The sequence below is a fragment of the Providencia sneebia DSM 19967 genome (assembly GCF_000314895.2).
GTDB lineage: Bacteria > Pseudomonadota > Gammaproteobacteria > Enterobacterales > Enterobacteriaceae > Providencia > Providencia sneebia.
In genome coordinates this window covers 695,264-716,023 of the sequence record NZ_CM001773.1, presented here as the reverse complement: position 1 = coordinate 716,023, position 20,760 = coordinate 695,264, and the positions used below count along the sequence as shown (strand labels likewise).

15 protein-coding genes and 1 tRNA gene are annotated in these 20,760 nt (G+C 38.3%); 8 read left to right on the top strand and 8 right to left on the bottom strand.

From position 1 onward, the window contains the following. Positions 1–129: 129 nt before the first annotated feature. From dppA to glyQ, 5 genes are all read right to left on the bottom strand, one after another. Positions 130–1,740 (bottom strand): dipeptide ABC transporter periplasmic-binding protein DppA, encoded by a 1,611-nt coding sequence (gene dppA, locus OO7_RS02865; protein WP_008914460.1) that lies wholly within the window; start codon positions 1,738–1,740, stop codon positions 130–132. 518 nt (positions 1,741–2,258) lie between these two features. Further along, positions 2,259–3,884 (bottom strand): ShlB/FhaC/HecB family hemolysin secretion/activation protein, encoded by a 1,626-nt coding sequence (locus OO7_RS02860; protein ID WP_008914459.1) that lies wholly within the window; start codon positions 3,882–3,884, stop codon positions 2,259–2,261. A gap of 392 nt (positions 3,885–4,276) precedes the next feature. Continuing rightward, positions 4,277–4,353: transfer RNA gene (locus OO7_RS02855), tRNA-Pro, on the bottom strand. Positions 4,354–4,535: 182 nt separating this feature from the next. Then, positions 4,536–6,605, bottom strand: a complete 2,070-nt coding sequence (glyS, locus tag OO7_RS02850; RefSeq protein ID WP_008914458.1) for a glycine--tRNA ligase subunit beta — start codon at positions 6,603–6,605, stop codon at positions 4,536–4,538. Positions 6,606–6,614: 9 nt separating this feature from the next. Then, complete coding sequence (glyQ, locus tag OO7_RS02845; protein ID WP_008914457.1) at positions 6,615–7,523, bottom strand: glycine--tRNA ligase subunit alpha; 909 nt, start codon at positions 7,521–7,523, stop codon at positions 6,615–6,617. A gap of 198 nt (positions 7,524–7,721) precedes the next feature. Between glyQ and OO7_RS02840 the strand changes: the two genes are divergently transcribed. Beyond that, positions 7,722–8,285: a DNA-3-methyladenine glycosylase I gene (locus OO7_RS02840; RefSeq protein ID WP_008914456.1), complete on the top strand. Its 564-nt coding sequence runs from the start codon at positions 7,722–7,724 to the stop codon at positions 8,283–8,285. Between the two features lie 206 nt (positions 8,286–8,491). Next, entirely contained in the window at positions 8,492–9,751 is a 1,260-nt protein-coding gene (locus tag OO7_RS02835; RefSeq protein WP_008914455.1) for a valine--pyruvate transaminase, read from the top strand. 350 nt (positions 9,752–10,101) lie between these two features. On the opposite strand, the gene OO7_RS02830 is transcribed toward OO7_RS02835, so the two are convergent. Then, positions 10,102–11,760 (bottom strand): putative transporter, encoded by a 1,659-nt coding sequence (locus OO7_RS02830; protein WP_008914454.1) that lies wholly within the window; start codon positions 11,758–11,760, stop codon positions 10,102–10,104. 389 nt (positions 11,761–12,149) lie between these two features. Between OO7_RS02830 and OO7_RS02825 the strand changes: the two genes are divergently transcribed. Next, positions 12,150–12,503, top strand: a complete 354-nt coding sequence (locus tag OO7_RS02825) for a YceK/YidQ family lipoprotein (RefSeq protein ID WP_043892632.1) — start codon at positions 12,150–12,152, stop codon at positions 12,501–12,503. Between the two features lie 293 nt (positions 12,504–12,796). Here OO7_RS02825 and OO7_RS02820 read toward each other — a convergent pair whose 3' ends face one another. Beyond that, entirely contained in the window at positions 12,797–14,107 is a 1,311-nt protein-coding gene (locus tag OO7_RS02820) for a YidR family protein (RefSeq protein ID WP_008914452.1), read from the bottom strand. A gap of 144 nt (positions 14,108–14,251) precedes the next feature. Between OO7_RS02820 and OO7_RS02815 the strand changes: the two genes are divergently transcribed. Next, a complete protein-coding gene (locus tag OO7_RS02815; RefSeq protein WP_008914451.1) occupies positions 14,252–14,866 on the top strand; it encodes a trimeric intracellular cation channel family protein in 615 nt (204 codons plus the stop codon). Between the two features lie 30 nt (positions 14,867–14,896). Here the strand turns inward: OO7_RS02815 and ligB are convergent, their stop codons facing one another. Continuing rightward, positions 14,897–16,621, bottom strand: a complete 1,725-nt coding sequence (gene ligB / locus OO7_RS02810) for an NAD-dependent DNA ligase LigB (RefSeq protein WP_008914450.1) — start codon at positions 16,619–16,621, stop codon at positions 14,897–14,899. 315 nt (positions 16,622–16,936) lie between these two features. Here ligB and gmk point away from each other — a divergent pair, with 315 nt between their 5' ends. The 4 genes from gmk to trmH are packed head-to-tail and all read left to right on the top strand — an operon-like array spanning position 16,937 to position 20,755. Beyond that, a complete protein-coding gene (gene gmk, locus OO7_RS02805) occupies positions 16,937–17,560 on the top strand; it encodes a guanylate kinase (protein WP_008914449.1) in 624 nt (207 codons plus the stop codon). 56 nt (positions 17,561–17,616) lie between these two features. After that, positions 17,617–17,892, top strand: a complete 276-nt coding sequence (gene rpoZ, locus OO7_RS02800; protein WP_008914448.1) for a DNA-directed RNA polymerase subunit omega — start codon at positions 17,617–17,619, stop codon at positions 17,890–17,892. A gap of 19 nt (positions 17,893–17,911) precedes the next feature. Further along, positions 17,912–20,029 carry a bifunctional GTP diphosphokinase/guanosine-3',5'-bis pyrophosphate 3'-pyrophosphohydrolase gene (gene spoT / locus OO7_RS02795; RefSeq protein WP_008914447.1) on the top strand — a complete coding sequence of 706 codons (2,118 nt, stop codon included), beginning with the start codon at positions 17,912–17,914 and terminating at the stop codon, positions 20,027–20,029. Between the two features lie 12 nt (positions 20,030–20,041). Continuing rightward, entirely contained in the window at positions 20,042–20,755 is a 714-nt protein-coding gene (gene trmH / locus OO7_RS02790) for a tRNA (guanosine(18)-2'-O)-methyltransferase TrmH (RefSeq protein ID WP_008914446.1), read from the top strand. The last annotated feature ends 5 nt before the right edge of the window (positions 20,756–20,760 follow it).

Sequence of the window (20,760 nt, the reverse complement as noted above, 5' to 3'; positions counted from 1 at the left end):
GCTAGCCAGAAGAAAACGATATCTTCTGAATGCTCACAAAGAACGAGTGACCTATTTCCCTGAAGATCAGAGGTGAAAACGCCCTTCGCCATCCATTGATAACGAAGGGCATAAACAAATTAAAAACGGTTATTTTTCAATATCAACATTTTCAAAGTGGTGCTTACCAAGTGGGTCAACCACATAGCCCTTCACCTCTTTACGTACAGGTTCGAATACTGTTGAGTGCGCAATAATTAAGGCTGGAGCTTGTTCGTTCATAACAACCTGAGCTTGTTTGTATAGCTCAGTACGTTTGTCATGATCTGCGGTCATACGAGCAGGTTGGATCAAGTCTTCAAATCCTTGATAGCACCATTTGGAGTAGTTAGAACCTTGCTCTTTTGCAGCGCAGCTAAATAACGTTGCAAAGAAGTTATCTGGGTCACCATTATCACCCGTCCAACCCATCATCACAGTTTGCGGTTCACCATCTTTAGCGCGTTTCAAATATTCGCCCCACTCATAGCTAACCACTTTTGATTTGACGCCAATTTTTGCCCAATCCGCTTGGATCATTTCTGCCATTCTGCGTGCATTCGGGTTATATGGGCGTTGAACTGGCATTGCCCATAAATCAATTTCAAACCCATCTGGGAAACCAGCTTCAGCTAACAATGCTTTGGCTTTTTCAGGATTATATTCGTAATCCTTAACATCATCGTTATAGCTCCACATTGTTGGTGGGATGAGATTTTTCGCTTTTTGTCCTGCACCTTGATAAACCGCTTCAATAATTGAATCTTTATTGACTGCCATTGACAGTGCTTGGCGAACTTTTTGATTATCTAACGGTTTTTTCTCTACATTAAATGAAAGGTAGCCAACATTCAGACCCGGCTGCTCCATTAAGGTAATATTCTTATCTTGCTTCATGCGCTCTAAATCTGCCGGATTCGGGAACGGCATAACTTGGCATTCATTTTTTTGTAATTTTGCATAACGAACTGATGCATCAGGTGTTATTGAAAACACAAGGCGATCAATCTTAGGCTTACTACCCCAATATTCTTTATTTGCTTTATATAAAATACGAGAGTCTTTTTGATACTGCTGTAGCTCAAATGGACCAGTACCAATCGGGTTCAGGTCAACTTTTTGTGGAGAACCTGCTTCTAACATTTTATCGGCATATTCTGCTGACAAAATAGATGCGAAATCCATAGCCATATCAGCTAAGAATGGAGATTCAGGACGGGAAAGAGTGAAACTGACAGTGTTATCATCGACTTTTTCAATTTTTTCGATAATTTTATCCATATCCATACCCATGAAATATTCATAACTTCCGCCGGATACTTTATGGTATGGATGATTTGGATCTTTTTGTCTCATGAAAGTGTAAATGACGTCATCAGCATTAAAATCACGAGTTGGTTTAAACTCTTTGTTTGAATGCCATTTCACACCTTTACGTAAGTGAAAAGTGTACACTTTTCCATCTTCACTGACATCCCAGCTTTCTGCTAAGCCAGGTTCAATCTCAGTCGTACCCAGCTTAAACTCTACTAAGCGGTTGTATAGTGGAATTGAACTAGCATCATAAGTCGTACCAGATGTAAATAATTGTGGGTTGAAACCTTCTGGGGAACCTTCAGAACAGTAAACTAATGTTTTAGCTTGAACGGATGCAGAAACTGCAAGAGCGGCTAAGCTTAATCCAACTGTTAATAAACCTGTCTTTTTAATAGAGAGCGTCATCTATATGCTCCTGTGGTGTTCATGTGATATTTGCGTAGTGCTCAAAACCCATCATTAAAATGACGGGTATGAGTTCTGTATTTTTTGTTATTCACTGTGCAATTAATCAACTGTTTACCACTTCGTCAATAGTCCATTTCACTCGTGAGGACATTAACTCGTAACATTTTAGAAACATTTCTTGGGTTGTTTTGGCTTTTTATATAGGTCAGCAGGCATAATAGCAGCGATAATAACCATAAAAATAGTGCTGAATAGATGATTATGACCATATTATTTATTTGTATATTTGTGATTAAGTGCTGAATTAATGAACGAAAATAGTGTGATTTATTAGTAATAACGGTATAAAGTTCTGAGGAAGATGTTAATCAATTTTATTTTCATTCAAAACTATTTAGCTTGATATTTATACAGATAAAAATGATTAACTTGGCAAGTATTAACAATTTATTCATTAGTCAATAACTTCAATAAAAATCGTATTTACTAAATGTTTTCACTAAACCTATTAATATTCAATAAGTCATACTCAATTTTACGCCCATATTTATTGCCTCCGTATTCAATGCTATCGATTTCCATAAGGGGGTATCCATGAAAAATTGATAATCTACACAACCATATTGCCCCCGAACACCAAGCTCACTACCAATTAATAGATTTTCATGCCAAAAATTAGCCCGCTTATTTGATGTCGTTGCTAAATCTAAAGCACCATAAATTTGTAAATCATGCCATGGAGTCAGCCACCCTAGTTCATTTTTTATCTGTAGTGTATTTTCACCTCCATCTTCAATGTTGCTACTATTTGTAAATCCCCTAATACCAAACTTTCCTGTTATTGAGTTACGCTCAAGCAATGGGTCTAGCTTTGCATGGCTGAGCTGAACATCAACTTCATGGCGGTGATACATCGGTTGGTTGGCAAATGTAAATAAGGATTGCACATCTGCTGAAAATTGATAAATACGCGCTTTAGCTGTGGTGAAAGCTGATTTATTAGACGAACCAAACCAATCTGTTCCTTGCTTGTATTTCACAATGAAAGTTGCATTGCCCCCGCGAATATCCCGCTTGTGAGTCATACCAACCAAACCATATGTCGAAAAGCGCTTTTGGCTCTCTAGTCGATAATGTTCTAAAAATAAATCTAAGGTTTGAATCTGACTACCAATGCTAATTGAAGTGATACTATTAGCCGTTCGATGAAAAAAATATTCACCTTGTAAAGACATTAATCGGCTCCTAAGATCTTGTTGAAGGTCTATACTTTCCATGAGTTGAATATTTTTATAGCTAGTATTTTCTTGGTAGCCACCATACAAGCTAAACAACCAATAGTGATATGGCAAAGAATAAAAAAGAGCAGCAGATTTCAGTTTTTTATCAGGCTCAATACCCATATCACGTTCAATCCCTACATAGAAAAAATCATTGAGCAATAATGGGTTTGCCAACATAAAAATATTGCTAACAGTATGCGCAGGTAACTCCTGAGAATATTTTGATTCTACAGATAAGCGACCTTTTAAAGCGCGTCTTGCTCTGCCATTAACAACAATTCGGCTGATATTCTTTTCTTCATTTTCAGAGATTATCTGGATTTGATAAGGAATAAGCTGAGTATTACGTAAATTCATCAATCCTTGATTGACTTGGTAAATATCGAAAGCTTGCCCATATTTGATAGGAAATGCAGTTTTTAATGAGTGATGTTCTTGCTGATTATCTTGATATTCAATACGTGATAGTTTGCCAGTAATTAATTCAATATTTAAAACACCAAATAATAAAGCTTGTTGAGGGTAATGAATATAAGAAGTGATATAGCCAATTTGGGAAAGTTGTTCATTTAATTTATCAGCATAGGCTAATAATGTTGATTCACTAACACATTGCCCTTCAATGCTCTGTTTCCATTGATGTAATATGTCAGAATTAAGTAATGGCAATTGTGATTGGTTAGAAAAATAAACTTGGTATATCACAACACAAGGTTGCTTGCCTTTTTCAACAACAGATTGATGCGAAGATTTTTGTATAACTGGGGCAATAACAGAAGCGCCATCAATAAAAGTTTCGGCATAGCTATGAATAGCTATAAATAATCCGAAAAATAGCACCAAATATATCGTTTTCATTAACTTATCCTTGTTATGAAAATAACGAATATTCGCAATCGACAACTAGCTACTTCTTGGTTTTGTATAAAACCAGCTAATGATGAGAATAATAAAGTAGCCATTATAAAATCAGATAGTGATAACCAAAAGCAAGCAAAGTTAATCCTAAAGAAATATCAATAATGAATAGATAGAAGTGGAAATATTTTAGTTTGTAATATAAAAATTATTAACAGAGTAAAGTGAAAGCGATTAATAGTTATACCTGAAGCAAGCAAGTGGAGCCCTAGGGGCGTAGATCACTACGTGACTAGGGTTCACGAGTGCAGGCAACAACGCTAGAATTCGAAGTATGAAGGATAAAGATGATAGAAAACAAAAAACCCACCATAAAGGTGGGTCTTAGAATTTGGTCGGCGAGAGAGGATTCGAACCTCCGACCCACTGGTCCCAAACCAGTTGCGCTACCAAGCTGCGCTACTCGCCGAAAACGAGGTGAATCATACTGATAGCTAAGGTTTTCGTCAACCAATTTTTTGCTAAATTCATTTATATGTAGATAAAACCATCAAGTAACTGTGGTTTTTTAACCAATCACCGTTATTGGCATAAAAAATAAGCGCTCAATGAGCGCTTATTTAGATTTCTTACATGCCAATACTACAATATTTATTGCAGTAAAGAGATATCCGCTACCTTCAAGAATAACTCACGTAATTGACTGAGCAGAGTAAAACGATTGATACGAATCGTTTCATCTTCATCCATTACCATCACGCCAGCAAAGAATGCATCAACGACTTCACGCAATGAAGCCAGTTCAACTAAAGCATCTTGATAATTACGCTCAGCAAACATCGGGGCTAATTTTTCTTGTAAGACAATAAGATTAGCAGCTAATTTGATTTCTTCTGGTGCTTTCAATACAGATGCCGACACATTAGCTGCAAGTTTCTCATTTGATTTACTCAAAATATTCGAAACTCGTTTATTGGCGGCTGCAAGCGCTTCTGCATCTTCCAGAGTACGGAAATGCGTAACCGCTTTAACTCGTGCATCAAAATCAGCGGGTGAAGTCGGACGACGTGCTAAGACAGCCTGAATGGTATCAATGCTATAACCTAATTCTTGATACCAAGCACGGAAACGTCCCAACATAAACTCAACAACATCATTGACGACATTTTTGTTTGTTAGTTTATCACCGTAAAGGCGCGCAGCTTCTTCTGCCATTTCAACAAGATCAAGCTGATAACCCTTTTCAACAATAATACGTAACACACCTAATGCAGCACGACGTAATGCAAATGGGTCTTTATCGCCTTTTGGATGCTGACCAATCCCAAAAATACCGACCAATGTATCCATTTTTTCTGCTAAAGCGAGTGCAGCAGACACATCAGTTGAAGGCAATTCATCTCCAGCAAAACGCGGTTGATATTGCTCTTTCAATGCTAATGCAACATCTTCGGCTTCACCATCATGGCGAGCATAATGCATCCCCATAACACCTTGTGTGTCAGTGAATTCGAAGACCATATTTGTCATCAGGTCACATTTTGCTAACAGACCAGCGCGGGTGGCATGATTAACATCGGCACCAATTTTACCTGCAATCCAACCTGCTAATGCTTCTAGACGTTCTGTTTTATCACGCAAAGTCCCCAGTTGTTGCTGGAACAATACGGTTTCTAAACGTGGTAAATTGTCTTCAAGACGCTGTTTACGGTCAGTTTTGAAGAAAAATTCTGCATCCGCTAAACGAGGACGAACGACTTTTTCATTACCCGAAATAATTTGTTGAGGATCTGAAGATTCAATATTCGCTACAAAGATAAAATTCGGCATCAAATTGCCAGCATTATCATAAACAGGGAAATATTTCTGATCGCCTTTCATGGTATAAACTAAAGCTTCAGATGGTACCGCCAAAAATTTATCTTCAAATTTTGCAGTTAATACAACTGGCCATTCAACTAATGAAGCAACTTCTTCAAGAAGGCTATTGGTTAAATCCGCTTTTCCACCCAAGGCAAGAGCTGCTTTCTCTGAATCTGCTTTAATGACTGCTTTACGTTCTTCGTAATCAGCAATAACTTTACCGCGCTCACGAAGAATTTCAGGGTATTGATCAGCGTTATCAATCGTAAATTCAGGTTCGCCCATAAAACGGTGCCCGCGGATTGTACGAGCACTTTTAATACCTAAAACTTCACCATCAATAACATCATTACCTAATAATAATGTTACGGTATGAACTGGACGAACAAAGTGCGTATCTTTATCCCCCCAGCGCATTAATTTAGGAATAGGCAATTTAGCGAGTGAACGATTCACCATATCTACCAATAATTCACTAACTGCTTGGCCTTTTACTTGGGCACGGTACAGTAACCATTCGCCTTTATCTGTCTTCAAACGTTCAGCTTGATCGACAGTAATACCGCAACCTCTTGCCCAGCCTTCAGCAGCTTTTGTTGGGTTACCATTGGCATCAAAAGCGGCTGAAATAGCAGGTCCACGTTTTTCAATTTCGCGATCAGGCTGAGAAGCGGATAAAGATGCCACTTTTAACGCTAAACGGCGTGGTGCTGCATACCATTGAACATCACCATGAGCAATATCTGCACCATCAAGTTCAGCGGTGAAATTTGCCGCAAATGATTCAGCTAATGAACGAAGAGCCTTCGGCGGTAACTCTTCTGTGCCGATTTCCACTAGGAAAGTCTGTTGAGTCATGACAGCCTCTTAATTCTTGTGACACATAGGGAATCCGAGTGCCTCACGAGAAGCGTAATAAGCTTCGGCAACCCCTTTAGTTAGGGTACGGATACGTAAAATATAACGTTGACGCTCAGTTACTGAAATGGCTTTACGCGCATCTAGCAAGTTAAAAGTATGAGCGGCTTTCAATATGCGTTCATAAGCTGGAAGTGGTAATGGAGCTTCTAGCGATAACAGATATTGCGCTTCTTTTTCATACTCATCAAAGCATTTGAATAAGAAATCAACATTGGCATATTCAAAGTTATAAGTTGATTGTTCAACTTCATTTTGGTGGTAAATATCACCATAGGTTGTTTTACCTAATGGGCCATCACACCAAATGAGATCATAAACACTATCAACACCTTGAATATACATAGCAAGACGTTCAAGGCCATAGGTAATTTCGCCGGTCACAGGCTTGCACTCAAGACCACCGACTTGTTGGAAGTAAGTAAACTGTGTCACTTCCATACCGTTTAGCCAAACTTCCCAGCCTAGCCCCCAAGCACCTAGTGTTGGGTTTTCCCAGTTATCTTCAACAAAACGAATATCATGTACTGTTGGATCAATGCCAAGCTCTTTTAGCGATCCTAAATAGAGTTCTTGAATATTGTCAGGTGATGGCTTAATTATCACCTGAAATTGGTAATAATGCTGAAGACGGTTTGGGTTCTCACCATAACGGCCATCAGTTGGACGACGGGATGGTTGAACATAAGCCGCAGCTATTGGCTCAGGCCCTAGCGCGCGCAAGCACGTCATAGGATGGGAGGTTCCTGCGCCGACTTCCATGTCCAATGGTTGAACAATGGTACAGCCTTGGCGCGCCCAGTAATCCTGTAAAGTCAGGATAAGACCTTGGAAGGTTTTGGTATCAAACTTTTGCATGTTAGGTCCGCACGCGATACGTATTTAATTTAATAAAAGTACATCAGTATACCCTCTGACTGTCAGATATACAGCATTGAATCTACATCTATTCACCCTATAAGCAAAAAAAATTGACATCATAAGACTTATACTGGACATTCATACAGCGTAAAGTACTTGCTTTATAATCTTATTTTTCAAAAAAAGGAATAAGGTATGGAATCATCACCAACACGTTGTCTTTGGGTTAATAAAGACGCTGAATATATTGCTTATCATGATAATGAATGGGGAAAACCAACTCGGGATAATCACCATTTATTTGAAATGATCTGCCTAGAAGGGCAGCAAGCAGGATTATCTTGGTATACCATTCTCAAAAAACGCCAAGGTTACCGAGAAGCTTTTCATAATTTTGATCCTACAAAAATTGCATTGATGGATGAAACTGATGTCGATCGTTTAATGCAAGACCCAAGAGTTGTCCGTAATCGCGCCAAAATTAATGCCATTATTGCCAATGCAAAAGCTTACTTAAAAATGGAAGAAAATGGTGAAATCTTTTCAAAATTTATTTGGCAATTTGTTGATAACCAACCCATTATTAATCACTGGCAAGCGCTCTCAGAAGTACCCGCAGAAACAGAAATATCCAAATGCCTTTCAAAAGAACTGAAAAAGCGTGGCTTCAAATTTGTTGGATCAATTACTTGTTATGCTTTTATGCAAGCCATCGGCATGGTTAATGACCATTTGGTAACTTGTTTTCAACATAAATAAAATCAGTATTAAGCGATAATACCGTGGCAAATAACAGCTTTATTATCTAAATAAACAGCACTCAATCAGACTAATCAACCATTAATATTATATTTAATGGTTTTTTGATTCAAAAATTATCAGTACGCACTAGTTGAACTCATGGATAGAGCAGAGTATGTTTGAGATTCCATTAACAATCTACTTAACATATGTGAATAAATGCGATGATTTTTTCTAAATTCGGTAACAAATTCGCTAAAAATTCAGGTATTTCATTATTGATGAAAGATTTGAATGAAGGCATAAGGACCCCCGGTGCAATCATGCTCGGAGGGGGAAATCCTGCTCATATTCCTGAAATGGATAACTATTTTCAAACACTGTTAGCTGAAATGTGCTCAAACGGAAAATTGACCGATACGTTATGTAATTATGATGGTCCCCAAGGCAAAGATGCCATGTTGAAAGCGCTAGCAGCAACACTAAAAGAAAAACTAGGCTGGAATATCAGTGCAAAAAATATCGCGCTAGCTAATGGCAGCCAAAGTGCATTTTTCTACCTATTTAACTTACTAGCTGGTCGCTTTGAAGATGGTATTACTCGTAAAGTCCTATTCCCTCTAGCCCCTGAATATGTTGGTTATGCTGACTCAGGCTTAGATGATGATTTGTTTGTTGCCAATAAACCTCAAATAGAATTTCTACCTGACGGCCAATTCAAATACCACGTTAATTTCAATACACTTGAAGTTACTGATGATATCGGCGTTATCTGTGTTTCTCGGCCAACTAACCCAACAGGTAATGTGATTACTGATGAAGAAGTTCAACATCTCGATCAATTAGCAAAACAACATAATATTCCTTTATTAATTGATAATGCATATGGTGTTCCTTTCCCCGGCATAATATTTAGCGAAGCTACGCCGTTTTGGAATGAGAACGTTATTCTCTGTATGAGTTTGTCCAAATTAGGCTTACCGGGCACTCGTTGCGGGATCATCATTGCTAATGAAGAAATCATTGAAGCTGTAAGTAATATGAATGGCATTATCAGCTTAGCTCCAGGTGGTATCGGCCCTGCTCTTGCACTAGAAATGCTACAACGCGATGATCTTTTTACATTATCTCAGAATGTCATTGGTCCTTTTTATAAACAACGTGTTGAAGAAGTTATTCAGATTATTCGGCGCTATATTCCTGAAAATAGATGCTTAATTCATAAACCTGAAGGTGCAATTTTCTTGTGGTTATGGTTTAAAGATTTACCCATTACCAGCCTAGAACTCTACCAAAGATTGAAAAAACGTGGTGTTCTTATGGTTCCTGGTCACTATTTCTTCCCAGGAATTGAAGAAGATTGGCCACATGCTCACCAATGTATGCGAATGAACTATGTTCCTGAGCCTGAAAAAATAGAACAAGGTATTGCTATTCTTGCTCAAGAACTTGAATTAGCTTATCAAACGGTTGAATGTCAATAAGCCCTATATAATCCATTGAGTGAATAAATAACCTCCGGCTAGCCGGAGGTTTTTAATATGCGCCTACCTGCCGCGCCCTAACAGGCACATAACAGCTCTGACACGTGCATTTATTGAATAAAAAAAGCCCTTTCATTACTGAAAGGGCTAAAACTGTTAGCGAGAACTCCGTAATTAAAATTCTAGTTACGAATACCATTCTTCGCTATTAAACCAATTAATTTTGCTTTCAATTGAGAAAATAAACACCTTATTTGCCATCTGTTCTCTCAATAACTTCCTTCAAAACCAAGTTACAATACTAAATAATTACGATACTAAATATTCTATCTGAATTTGAAATCATATACTTAAAGTGTCCAGAACAAGATCGCCAGTAGTTGAGGCGAAATAATGCGCAAAAACATAGCTAGAGGGTAAACTGTTGCATAGGAAAGTGCAGGTGCGCCACTTGTAGGATGAATATTATTGGCAAATGCTAATGCTGGCGGATCTGTCATCGAACCCGCTAGCACACCACACAAACTAAGATAGTTCATTTTGCCGAAAATCCGCGCAACTACCCCTGTTAAAAATAATGGTATAAACGTAATTAATAAGCCATAGCCTATCCAAGTTAGCCCATCACCTTCAATAAGGGTGTCAATAAATTCGCCGCCAGAATTGAGCCCTACCACAGCAAGAAACATCACAATACCTAGCTCTCTTAAAGCAAGGTTTGCACTTGGCGGCATAAACCAATACAAGCGCCCAATAGTCCCGATACGCCCTAAAATAAGTGCAACAACTAATGGACCACCAGCCAACCCTAGTTTCAGTGCGGCAGGAAAACCAGGAATGAAGACTGGGATTGAACCTAAAACTACACCAAGACCAATACCTATAAATACAGGTAACATTTGCACTTGCTGTAATTTTTGCTTCGCATTTCCAAGCAATGCGCTCACGGCTTCAATCGATTCAGGCCGGCCAACAATATTAAGAATATCCCCGAATTGCAAAATAGAATTATTATTAGCAACCAGCTCAATACCCGCACGATTCAGTCGCGTTACCACAACATCATATTTTTGTTTCAGATTGAGGTCCCGTAAACGTTTACTCAATACCGCATCATTTGTGACAACAACACGAACGGAATGAAGTACAGAGCCAGATGTGGATAAGGAAGCATCAACTTCTTCACCCAGAATTAAACGAACCTTATTTAAATCATCCTTTTGACCAACAACGTGTAGTAAATCACCCAATAGAATTTCAGTTGTTGGTTGAGGAACGACTAGCATTTCTCCGCGTTTTAACCGTGAACAGACTATCTCTTCACTGCCCAATAGAGGAATATCCTGCATCATTAAACCATCAAGGTTAGTATTGCGAACCGCAATATTCATTGTTTGCAATGTTTCACGTTGATGAACATTTTGGCTATCAAATGCTGAAGCTTCTTTATCTACCGCGACACGAAAAATAATACGAACCAACCACATAACAAGCAAAATACCACAAATTCCCATTGGATAGGCCATGACATAACCCATACCCATTTGCCCAACTACAGCGGGATCTGAACCAAGATCTGTCAATATCTGCTGTCCTGCACCTAATGACGGTGTATTCGTGACTGCACCAGAAAAAATTCCCAAAATAATCGGTAATGGAATATCTGCTAGCTTATAAATAATTGCAGTCACAACGGCACCGAGAATCACTATCATCAGTGCAAAACCATTAAGCTTTAAACCTGATACTCGTAGAGAAGAGAAGAATCCAGGGCCAACCTGAATACCAATTGTGTAGACGAATAAAATCAAACCAAATTCTTGAATAAAGTGCAGCATGTGGCCATTGAGTTGCAGACCATAGCTTTGCGCAAAGTGCCCGACGATAATCCCGCCAAATAGCACTCCACCAATACCAAGTCCAACATTACGGATTTTCCAATTACCTATCCATAATCCCAGTGCAGCAGCTAACGCCAACAAACTCACAGTAAGAGCTAACTCACTCATAAACCGCTATCCTCTTGACGAAAAGTCACCATAAAATATAACTGAATCGATTGTGCCAAATAAAAACAAACTAATATGTGCAACACGCCACACTTCGGTGTTTTATAAAAATTCAGCAATATACTGTTTCACATTTATTCATATAAAAATTAATTATCCGTTAGTTATATTAGTAATATACGATGTATGAGAATAGATAAAAAAGAGACTATTTATATTACTTAAGGAGATAAAAAGTTGGATGGTGAATGAAATTCGAGTTTTTATTTGGGGAGACAATATAAAAGCAACATTTTTTATTACTATCCTTTTATTGTCTATTTTTAATTTTTAGTTATTATTGTGCTTCTACCCTAAACCAGCGTTGTTATATTAGTACAAGGGAAAAAATGATTAACCTATTGGTAACAAGAATACTATTTTGCTGTACATCTCTGATGCTTTCTGCTTGCTCAAGTATTATGACGCATGCAGGTCCTGCGGATGGTTATTACCCTGGTTCTAAAAATAGCTTAGAAAGAATTAAAGACGAAAATACAGGTTGGGTTTTAAGACCATTATTAGTGATTGACCTCCCTTTAACTGCGGTTATGGATACTCTTTTCATTCCCTTAGATTATGTAAGGTCAGGTGATAGCAGCAAAGAAGATTCACCTAAAAAAAGAATCGATAGCCTAGAAAAACAAGCTAAAGATGAAACTCAACATAATAAATCTGACACAAAAAATACTAATGAGCAGTAGCCAAAAATCCATTTGAGACAATCAAATATTGAATTAAAAAATAGCATTTATTTAAATAAAAATTTTTTGACATTATTTAATAATGATATGTATATAGTTTCCTTTCTTACTTATTCTTATCTCTATAAATAATATCCTAATTAATCTATTTTAAATGAACAAACAAAAATAGTGTTACAAAATATTTAGATTAAACCTCTACATAAATTATTTACCAACGAATAATTTCAAGAACATTTATTTCATGTCCTTTGAAATCATCTTGTTAGTATCTTATGCTTATATTGTCGTCATTATTTAGAAAACAACCCCGTTTCCACTGTATAGATCTGTCTAAATCCATCAATGTCACGCATAAAGGCAACTAAACTATCATCTGGTGAAAACACAACAGCATCTGCAACAGGTGGAAGGTCACTGCGTATCGTAAGCCGTTCTGTTTTACCTGTTTCTATATTGCACAACATCACACTATTATCACAAATAAAGCTAATATGTTGGCCTTGGCTATCCCAACTAAATGCTGATTGTATTGAATTATCGCTATAAGTGACTTGTTTTAATGTTCCTGTACATGTTTTGACTAAGTATAATTGCACAATCCCATTATCATCTTTCATTAAACATGCAATTGCAGAGCCATCAGGAGAAGTACGCAGCCAATGCCTTGGCTGTTTAGCAAGACCTGGATATTTTCTGTTATGTGTATAAGTCAAACGGCGCTGTTGGATATTTTTGGGTGGGAAAGGCATCTTTGATGATGTTCCTTCTACAGGATACTCACCCGATAACATGAATTCATCCTCTATTTCTGGAAGGTCAACAAGGTAAACTTCCGGAATAATTTCATTATTTGCACCATGAGTATCACCCATAAATGTAATAGCCCTTTTTTGTCGCTCACCATTTTGTTTTATATATCCATCATGACCAACCCAGCCTTCTTCATAAGCTCTGCTTATTTCATCACTCCCTATTTTTGGAAATAGGAATGTTTGAGTAATCACACAACAAAAATAATCACCACTATATTCACGTTCATGCCCTTTAGGTTCAATATCAACCGATTTTATAGGCACTGCAATCGCGACATTTCGTTGGTCTAATCGAATATCTTTTTCATGCAAAACATGGTCATTATAGGTAAAGCTAAGCCATTTACTATCTGGGCTAAATACGTGAACATGTGTTCCACCTCTGAGCGCGCCAGCAATAAAAGGGGGGGTAATCCTCATAGCATCAATAGGATGTGCGATGCCTAGAGCATCATCACTTACATACACGCCTCTACGGTGATGGAAATCATATTGCCACTGTTCATCGGGGTATTCAGGGCCCTGTATAAAAGCGTATCGAGGCGGGTTTTCCGTACTTACTGTTACCACGCCAACATGAGCGCCATTATTAGCACGATAAATTTCACACTGACTACCATTATTCACATGAATTTTTTCTATCGTTAAGCCAGTAAAAGAGCTCCCATTTGGGCGAACATCATAAACTAACCATAAGCTGTCTGGCGTCCAGACATTTATGTTTGTTAATTGATGACATCTTTTATCATGTGTTATTTGTCTTTCTTTATAAGGTAATTTATTGTTCAATCTGGTATCCTCTGACGACTTTTGATATGTGCCATCGGATTACTTTAACTAATCCATTTTGCTGGGCACTAGAAAATCTCAGTCGAGAATTTCTTCAGGTAATATTACCCTTTATTAATCATTTTAGTGTCGAATAGAATTATTATGTTACTAAGCGTTCTTTATATTATCGGTATTACTGCTGAAGCCATGACGGGTGCCTTAGCGGCTGGCCGCCGTAAAATGGATGTCTTTGGCGTTATCATTATTGCATCTGCGACAGCCATTGGTGGTGGCTCTGTCCGTGATATTCTACTTGGACACTATCCTTTAGGATGGGTCAAAAACCCTGAATATATTCTTACTGTCGCTGGCGCTGCCATTATTACCATTTGGATAGCGCCAATGATGAAACATTTGCGTAGGTTATTTCTCATCCTTGATGCAATCGGTTTAATTGTTTTCTCCATTTTAGGTGCACAGATTGCACTTGATATGGAATATAGCCCAGTTATCGCGGCTATTGCTGCCGTTATTACAGGCGTATTTGGTGGTGTTCTGCGTGATATGCTGTGTAATACCATTCCTCTTGTTTTCCAAAAAGAGCTCTATGCTGGCATATCTTTTGCCGCTGCATGGCTTTATATTGGGCTATTATATACACCTTTACCAAAAGACATTGTGGTTATTATTACATTAGTTATAGGGCTTAGTGCTCGATTACTCGCCATCCGTTATCGTTTAGGCCTACCTATTTTTAACTATGAAAACCAAGATTAATAGCTAAAAGCCGCCTTACCTTAAGGTGGCTTACTTATTTTCAGTCATAGTCACTTCATTAATGTCTTTTAAAATAGCCTGTACTTCTGGTTCTGATAGCCATTTAGTCAATTTTGATTTTTGTTTTTTTGATAAATCCATACTCACTAAAAATTCTGCTTCATTAAGTTGGCTAACATGCGAAATTAACGAAAGTTGTTTATCTTTTAGTGGGATGCCAATGCCTTTTAGCCAGTGCGCCAATGGTTGTTTATAGGTATTTTTCAATTGAGATATTAAGCTTTGTACTTTTTTTGTCTTCGGTAAATTTTGTCGCCAACTTGATGATAGCCACATTGTAAGGCGGGTTAGTTGTTGTTTTTCAACCCACTCCTGCCATGTTGCTTGGCTAATACCTTTAATACCCAGTTGTTTCCCTAACCAAGTTAAACGGGCGACAAACTGCTGTTGGCAAGATGTTGAAGGTATAAAACAACTAAAATAATGATATTGTTTTAAGTGTGACAAATCAGGTAATACTCGATTTTCTGCTTGTAGTACTACTGTTTTAAATTTTGGAATGCCATGCCCAGCTAATGTTATTTGTATTAAATCACCAACTAATACATTTTTATGTCGCCAAGATTTTAGTGTACCAAGATGAAGTTTTTTAACATTTTTACTATCAATTTTAATTGGTTCTATTTCTGCCACGACGCTCATATTTCCGGTTCTACCAACATGAAAATCGAGCTTTTTAACTTTAGATATTTCTGTTCGATATGGATATTTCCAAGCGACTGCCCAACTATTAACATTAACATGCCATGCGGATGTTTTAGGTGTTGGAAATGTTTTAAGCACAACACCATCTGTAGCAAATGGCATTGGCTGTTGATAATAATACGTTTGCCAATATTTAACTTGCTCCATGCTTTCAACTAAATGAGTATGCGAAGTCATCATTGGAAAACCTAATTTTACTAATGATTGTAATTGTTCTTGCATACTAGACGGCCCATCAGGCCATGCCCATACAAATAGACCAATATCATTAGTTGGTTTTGACGGCTCATTTTTACGCATCAACCATCCAGCAACACGGCTTCTTGCATTTATTCCGCCCGAATGCTCTTGGACATGCTCTTGTAGTGTCCAATATAACTCACCTTGTAATATTAATTGAGGCTGTATGGTGGGGATTTGTTTAGGAATAGCATTAATAAAGTCGGCTTTATTACGCCATTCCAAACCTTCAATACCATTACCCCTACTTATCATTGACGCCAATTTGCCATAATGATAAACCAGTGAAATAGCTACACCATCCACTTTGGGTTGTAACCAAGCATTCCCTCTTGCTTTTAGCCAGTGTGCTATCTGATTTTGTGTTAATTTTTTTAGCCCAGTATGAACAACGGGATGCTTCACTATTTTAGAATGTTGCTTGTTTATGGTTAAGCCAACAACAGGCGGGTGATCAGAAAGGTTCTGGCATCTTTGCCAATGTTGCCACATATCTAGCAGCTGATCATAAGTTTCATCATCGACAGGACTATTACCCAATAAACGATAAGATTGATTCCATTGCCTCAAACGTTCGCCTAACTTTTGGCTCTCATAAGCTAATTGGGTTTTATTCAATTTTGAGCAATCAAGTTTTTCTGATGTGATAATGTTTGAAAATGAATAATTACAAAATATAACCATTATAGATATAGCATAAACTATTTGAGCGAATGTCCCTCTTTTACCTAGACTTAAAATTTTCCACATAACAGATCCTTGTTATCTTATTTAAATTATCTCCACGCAACTTAATTTTGAGATAGCAAAAATAAAATGACATGTTGATTTCAATATTACATGTACATTTCAATATCCTTTCGTAAGCCTTCGCAAAAAGAATGAACCGTTACATTCAAGATAAAATAATTTCTGGAACGCCGTCACAATTCATCTATTTATTAACATAATTACGTTATAATCCATGTTTTATTGATAACACTGCATGTTGGCTTAAGTACGTGTATACTATGCAGGGTTATTACGACTTTTTACATTAAACTCGCAATTATCTAAGAAACCATCATGATACAAGGCACGTTATATATTATTTCTGCTCCAAGCGGTGCAGGTAAATCAAGCTTAATTCAGGCGTTGTTGAAAACACAACCGTTGTATGACACGCAAGTTTCTGTGTCACATACAACAAGACCTGCGCGGCCAGGTGAAGTTCATGGTGAGCACTATTTCTTCGTTTCTGAAGCTGAGTTTTTATCAATGGTCGAAAATAATGAATTCCTAGAACACGCTTGTGTTTTTGGCAATTATTATGGGACTTCCCGACCTATCATTGAAAATGTACTCAAAAGTGGTGTTGATGTATTTTTGGATATTGATTGGCAAGGCGCGCAACAAATCCGAGAAACCATGCCTTCGGCGCGTAGTATTTTCATATTACCGCCATCAAAAGATGAACTTTATCGTCGTTTACGAGGACGTGGTCAGGATAGCGATGAAGTGATTGAAAAACGCATGTCACAAGCTGTTGGTGAAATAGAACATTACAATGAATATGATTACATCATTGTTAATGACGATTTTAATAGTGCATTGAGTGATTTACAGTCAATCATTCGTAGCGAACGCTTAAGATTAGAACGCCAAATTCAGCGACATGATGCTTTAATCAGCAAATTGCTGGTAGACTGAGAATAGTTTCAGTATCATATCAGGTCATTTTTTTATTTCTTTGGAGTAGCACACTTATGGCACGCGTAACTGTTCAAGATGCAGTAGAAAAAATTGGTAACCGTTTTGACCTTGTACTGGTTGCGGCTCGTAGGGCTCGTCAATTACAAACAGGTGGTAAAGATCCTTTAGTTCCTGAAGAAAACGACAAATACACCGTTATCGCTTTACGTGAAATAGAAGAAGGTTTAATCAACGGTCACATACTGGATGTACGTGAGCGTCAAGAGCAACAAGAACAAGAAGCGGCTGAAATGCAGGCAGTTTCTGCTATCGCTGAAGGTCGTCGCTAATTGCTAAGGTGGGTCTGCCTTGTATCTGTTTGAAAGCCTAAATCAAGTTATTCAAAAATATCTTCCCGAAGATCAGATTGAATTACTGAAAAAAGCCTATATTGTCGCACGGGATGCCCATGAAGGTCAGACCCGTTCAAGTGGTGAGCCTTATATTACTCACCCAGTTGCTGTAGCTTGCATTCTTGCTCAAATGCGTTTGGATCATGAAACACTGATGGCTGCGCTACTTCATGATGTGATTGAAGATACTCCAGCGACATTTCAAGATATAGAAGAGCTATTTGGTAGCACAGTTGCGGGTTTAGTTGAAGGTGTATCTAAATTAGATAAACTCAATTTCCGTGACAAAAAAGAGGCTCAAGCAGAAAACTTTCGCAAAATGATTATGGCGATGGTGAAAGACATTCGCGTCATTTTGATAAAACTGGCAGACCGCACTCATAACATGCGCACGCTTGGCTCATTAAGGCCAGATAAGCGTCGTCGCATCGCAAGAGAAACACTGGAAATTTACAGCCCTCTTGCACACCGATTAGGTATTCATCACATCAAAACGGAGCTTGAAGAGCTTGGTTTTGAAGCATTGTATCCAAATCGTTATCGCGTGATTAAAGAAGTCGTCAAGGCTGCACGAGGCAACCGTAAAGAGATGATTCAAAAGATCCTCTCTGAAATTGATGGCCGTCTTACTGAAGCGGGAATACCCTGCAAAGTTAGTGGTCGCGAAAAACACCTTTACTCAATCTACCGCAAAATGCACCTAAAAGAGCAACGTTTCCATTCTATTATGGATATCTATGCCTTTAGGGTTATTGTGAAAGATGTCGATACTTGTTATCGGGTTTTGGGACAAATGCATAATTTGTATAAACCACGCCCCGGTCGTATCAAAGATTATATTGCCATTCCAAAAGCAAACGGCTATCAATCATTGCATACATCATTGATTGGTCCGCATGGTGTGCCAGTTGAGGTTCAAATCCGTACTGAAGATATGGATCAAATGGCTGAAATGGGTGTGGCAGCTCATTGGGCATATAAAGAGCAAGGTGAATCAGGGACGACAGCTCAAGTTCGCGCTCAACGTTGGATGCAAAGTTTACTTGAGTTACAACAAACCGCGGGTAGCTCATTTGAATTTATCGAAAGTGTAAAATCTGACCTCTTCCCTGATGAAATTTATGTATTTACTCCGGAAGGAATAATAGTTGAACTGCCAACTGGCGCTACGCCGGTTGATTTTGCTTATGCTGTTCATACTGATATCGGCCATGCTTGTGTCGGTGCTCGAGTTGATCGCCAACCTTATCCACTCTCTCAATCCCTTACTAATGGGCAAACAGTTGAGATAATTACGGCTCCAGGTGCTAGACCAAATGCCGCTTGGCTAAATTTTGTTGTTAGCTCGAAAGCTCGTGCAAAAATACGCCAATTATTGAAAAACCTTAAACGTGAAGACTCAATTAATTTAGGTCGCCGTTTATTGAATCATGCTTTGGGTACAACACAAAAACTTAATGATATACCGCAATCTAATATTGATATCGAATTAGCTCGCATGAAATTGAACTCAATTGATGACCTGTTGGCAGAAATTGGGCTTGGTAATGCAATGAGTGTTGTTGTCGCCCGCAATTTACAAAGCAATACTGCAACGGCAGAAGAAAATGAACAAAATGGAAATGTGCCGAATAAACTTTCCATTAAAGGTGCTGATGGCGTATTAATTACTTTTGCGAAATGTTGCCGTCCAATTCCTGGCGATCCTATCGTTGCGCATATTAGCCCGGGTAAAGGCTTAGTTATCCACCATGAATCTTGTCGTAATATTCGAGGCTATCAAAAAGAGCCAGATAAATTCATGGTTGTTGAATGGGATAGTGACACCGATACTGACTTTATTGCCGAAATCAAAGTCGACATGATTAACCACCAAGGGGCATTAGCAAATTTAACTGCTGCGATTAATGATGCTAACTCCAGTATTCAAAGCATGAATACTGAGGAGAAAGATGGTCGCGTTTATAGTGCCTTTATCCGCCTTACAACCAAAAACCGAGTTCAGTTAGCCAACGTCATGCGTAAAATTCGTATTATGCCTGATGTATTACGTGTTAGCCGAAATCGAAATTAACACGAACTAACTATGAATGAACGCCGCTATCGCCGCATTTGCCAAATGATGGCGATGCGGCAACCAGACCTAACAATTTGTCTCGAAGAAATTCATAAACCTCATAACGTTTCCGCTATCGTGCGGAGTGCTGATGCCGTCGGTATTCACCAAATTCATGCAATTTGGCCTGATCAACATGTCAAACTCTCAGTATCTTCAGCGGCAGGCTGTAATAGCTGGGTGAAAGTGGTGACTCACCATTCTACTGAAGATGCAATTTCCCAGCTAAAATCACAAAACATGCAGATCCTTGTAACAAACTTATCTGATAATGCAGTGGATTTTCGTGAAATTGATTACACCCGACCCACTTGTATTATGATGGGACAAGAAAAAAAAGGTATCTCACCTCAAGCATTAGCACTTGCAGACCAACATATCATTATTCCAATGGTTGGTATGGTGCAATCCCTGAATGTTTCTGTCGCCTCTGCCTTGATCTTATATGAAGCTCAACGCCAAAGACAACTTGCTGGTATGTATACACGAGAACAAAGTTTACTCACTGAGCAAGAACAACAAGAGTGGCTATTTGAAGGTGGTTATCCTGTCCTTGCTGAAGTCGCCAAACGTAAAAGATTAGCGCGTCCCTATATCAATTCGCAAGGTCAAATTGAAGCAGAAGATGCTTGGTGGGCGCAAATGCAGTTAACTGAGAAAATGAAAAAACAACAGCTAGGTTAAGGAAC

Bases quoted from the DNA above. Each gene is read 5' to 3' on its own strand.
- OO7_RS02840 (WP_008914456.1), top strand. From the start codon at position 7,722: ATGGAATCATCACCAACACGTTGTCTTTGGGTTAATAAAGACGCTGAA.
- glyQ (WP_008914457.1), bottom strand. From the start codon at position 7,523: ATGCAAAAGTTTGATACCAAAACCTTCCAAGGTCTTATCCTGACTTTA.
- OO7_RS02830 (WP_008914454.1), bottom strand. From the start codon at position 11,760: ATGAGTGAGTTAGCTCTTACTGTGAGTTTGTTGGCGTTAGCTGCTGCA.
- ligB (WP_008914450.1), bottom strand. From the start codon at position 16,621: ATGTGGAAAATTTTAAGTCTAGGTAAAAGAGGGACATTCGCTCAAATA.
- dppA (WP_008914460.1), bottom strand. From the start codon at position 1,740: ATGACGCTCTCTATTAAAAAGACAGGTTTATTAACAGTTGGATTAAGC.
- OO7_RS02825 (WP_043892632.1), top strand. From the start codon at position 12,150: ATGATTAACCTATTGGTAACAAGAATACTATTTTGCTGTACATCTCTG.
- glyS (WP_008914458.1), bottom strand. From the start codon at position 6,605: ATGACTCAACAGACTTTCCTAGTGGAAATCGGCACAGAAGAGTTACCG.
- gmk (WP_008914449.1), top strand. From the start codon at position 16,937: ATGATACAAGGCACGTTATATATTATTTCTGCTCCAAGCGGTGCAGGT.
- rpoZ (WP_008914448.1), top strand. From the start codon at position 17,617: ATGGCACGCGTAACTGTTCAAGATGCAGTAGAAAAAATTGGTAACCGT.
- trmH (WP_008914446.1), top strand. From the start codon at position 20,042: ATGAATGAACGCCGCTATCGCCGCATTTGCCAAATGATGGCGATGCGG.
- OO7_RS02815 (WP_008914451.1), top strand. From the start codon at position 14,252: ATGTTACTAAGCGTTCTTTATATTATCGGTATTACTGCTGAAGCCATG.
- OO7_RS02835 (WP_008914455.1), top strand. From the start codon at position 8,492: ATGATTTTTTCTAAATTCGGTAACAAATTCGCTAAAAATTCAGGTATT.
- OO7_RS02860 (WP_008914459.1), bottom strand. From the start codon at position 3,884: ATGAAAACGATATATTTGGTGCTATTTTTCGGATTATTTATAGCTATT.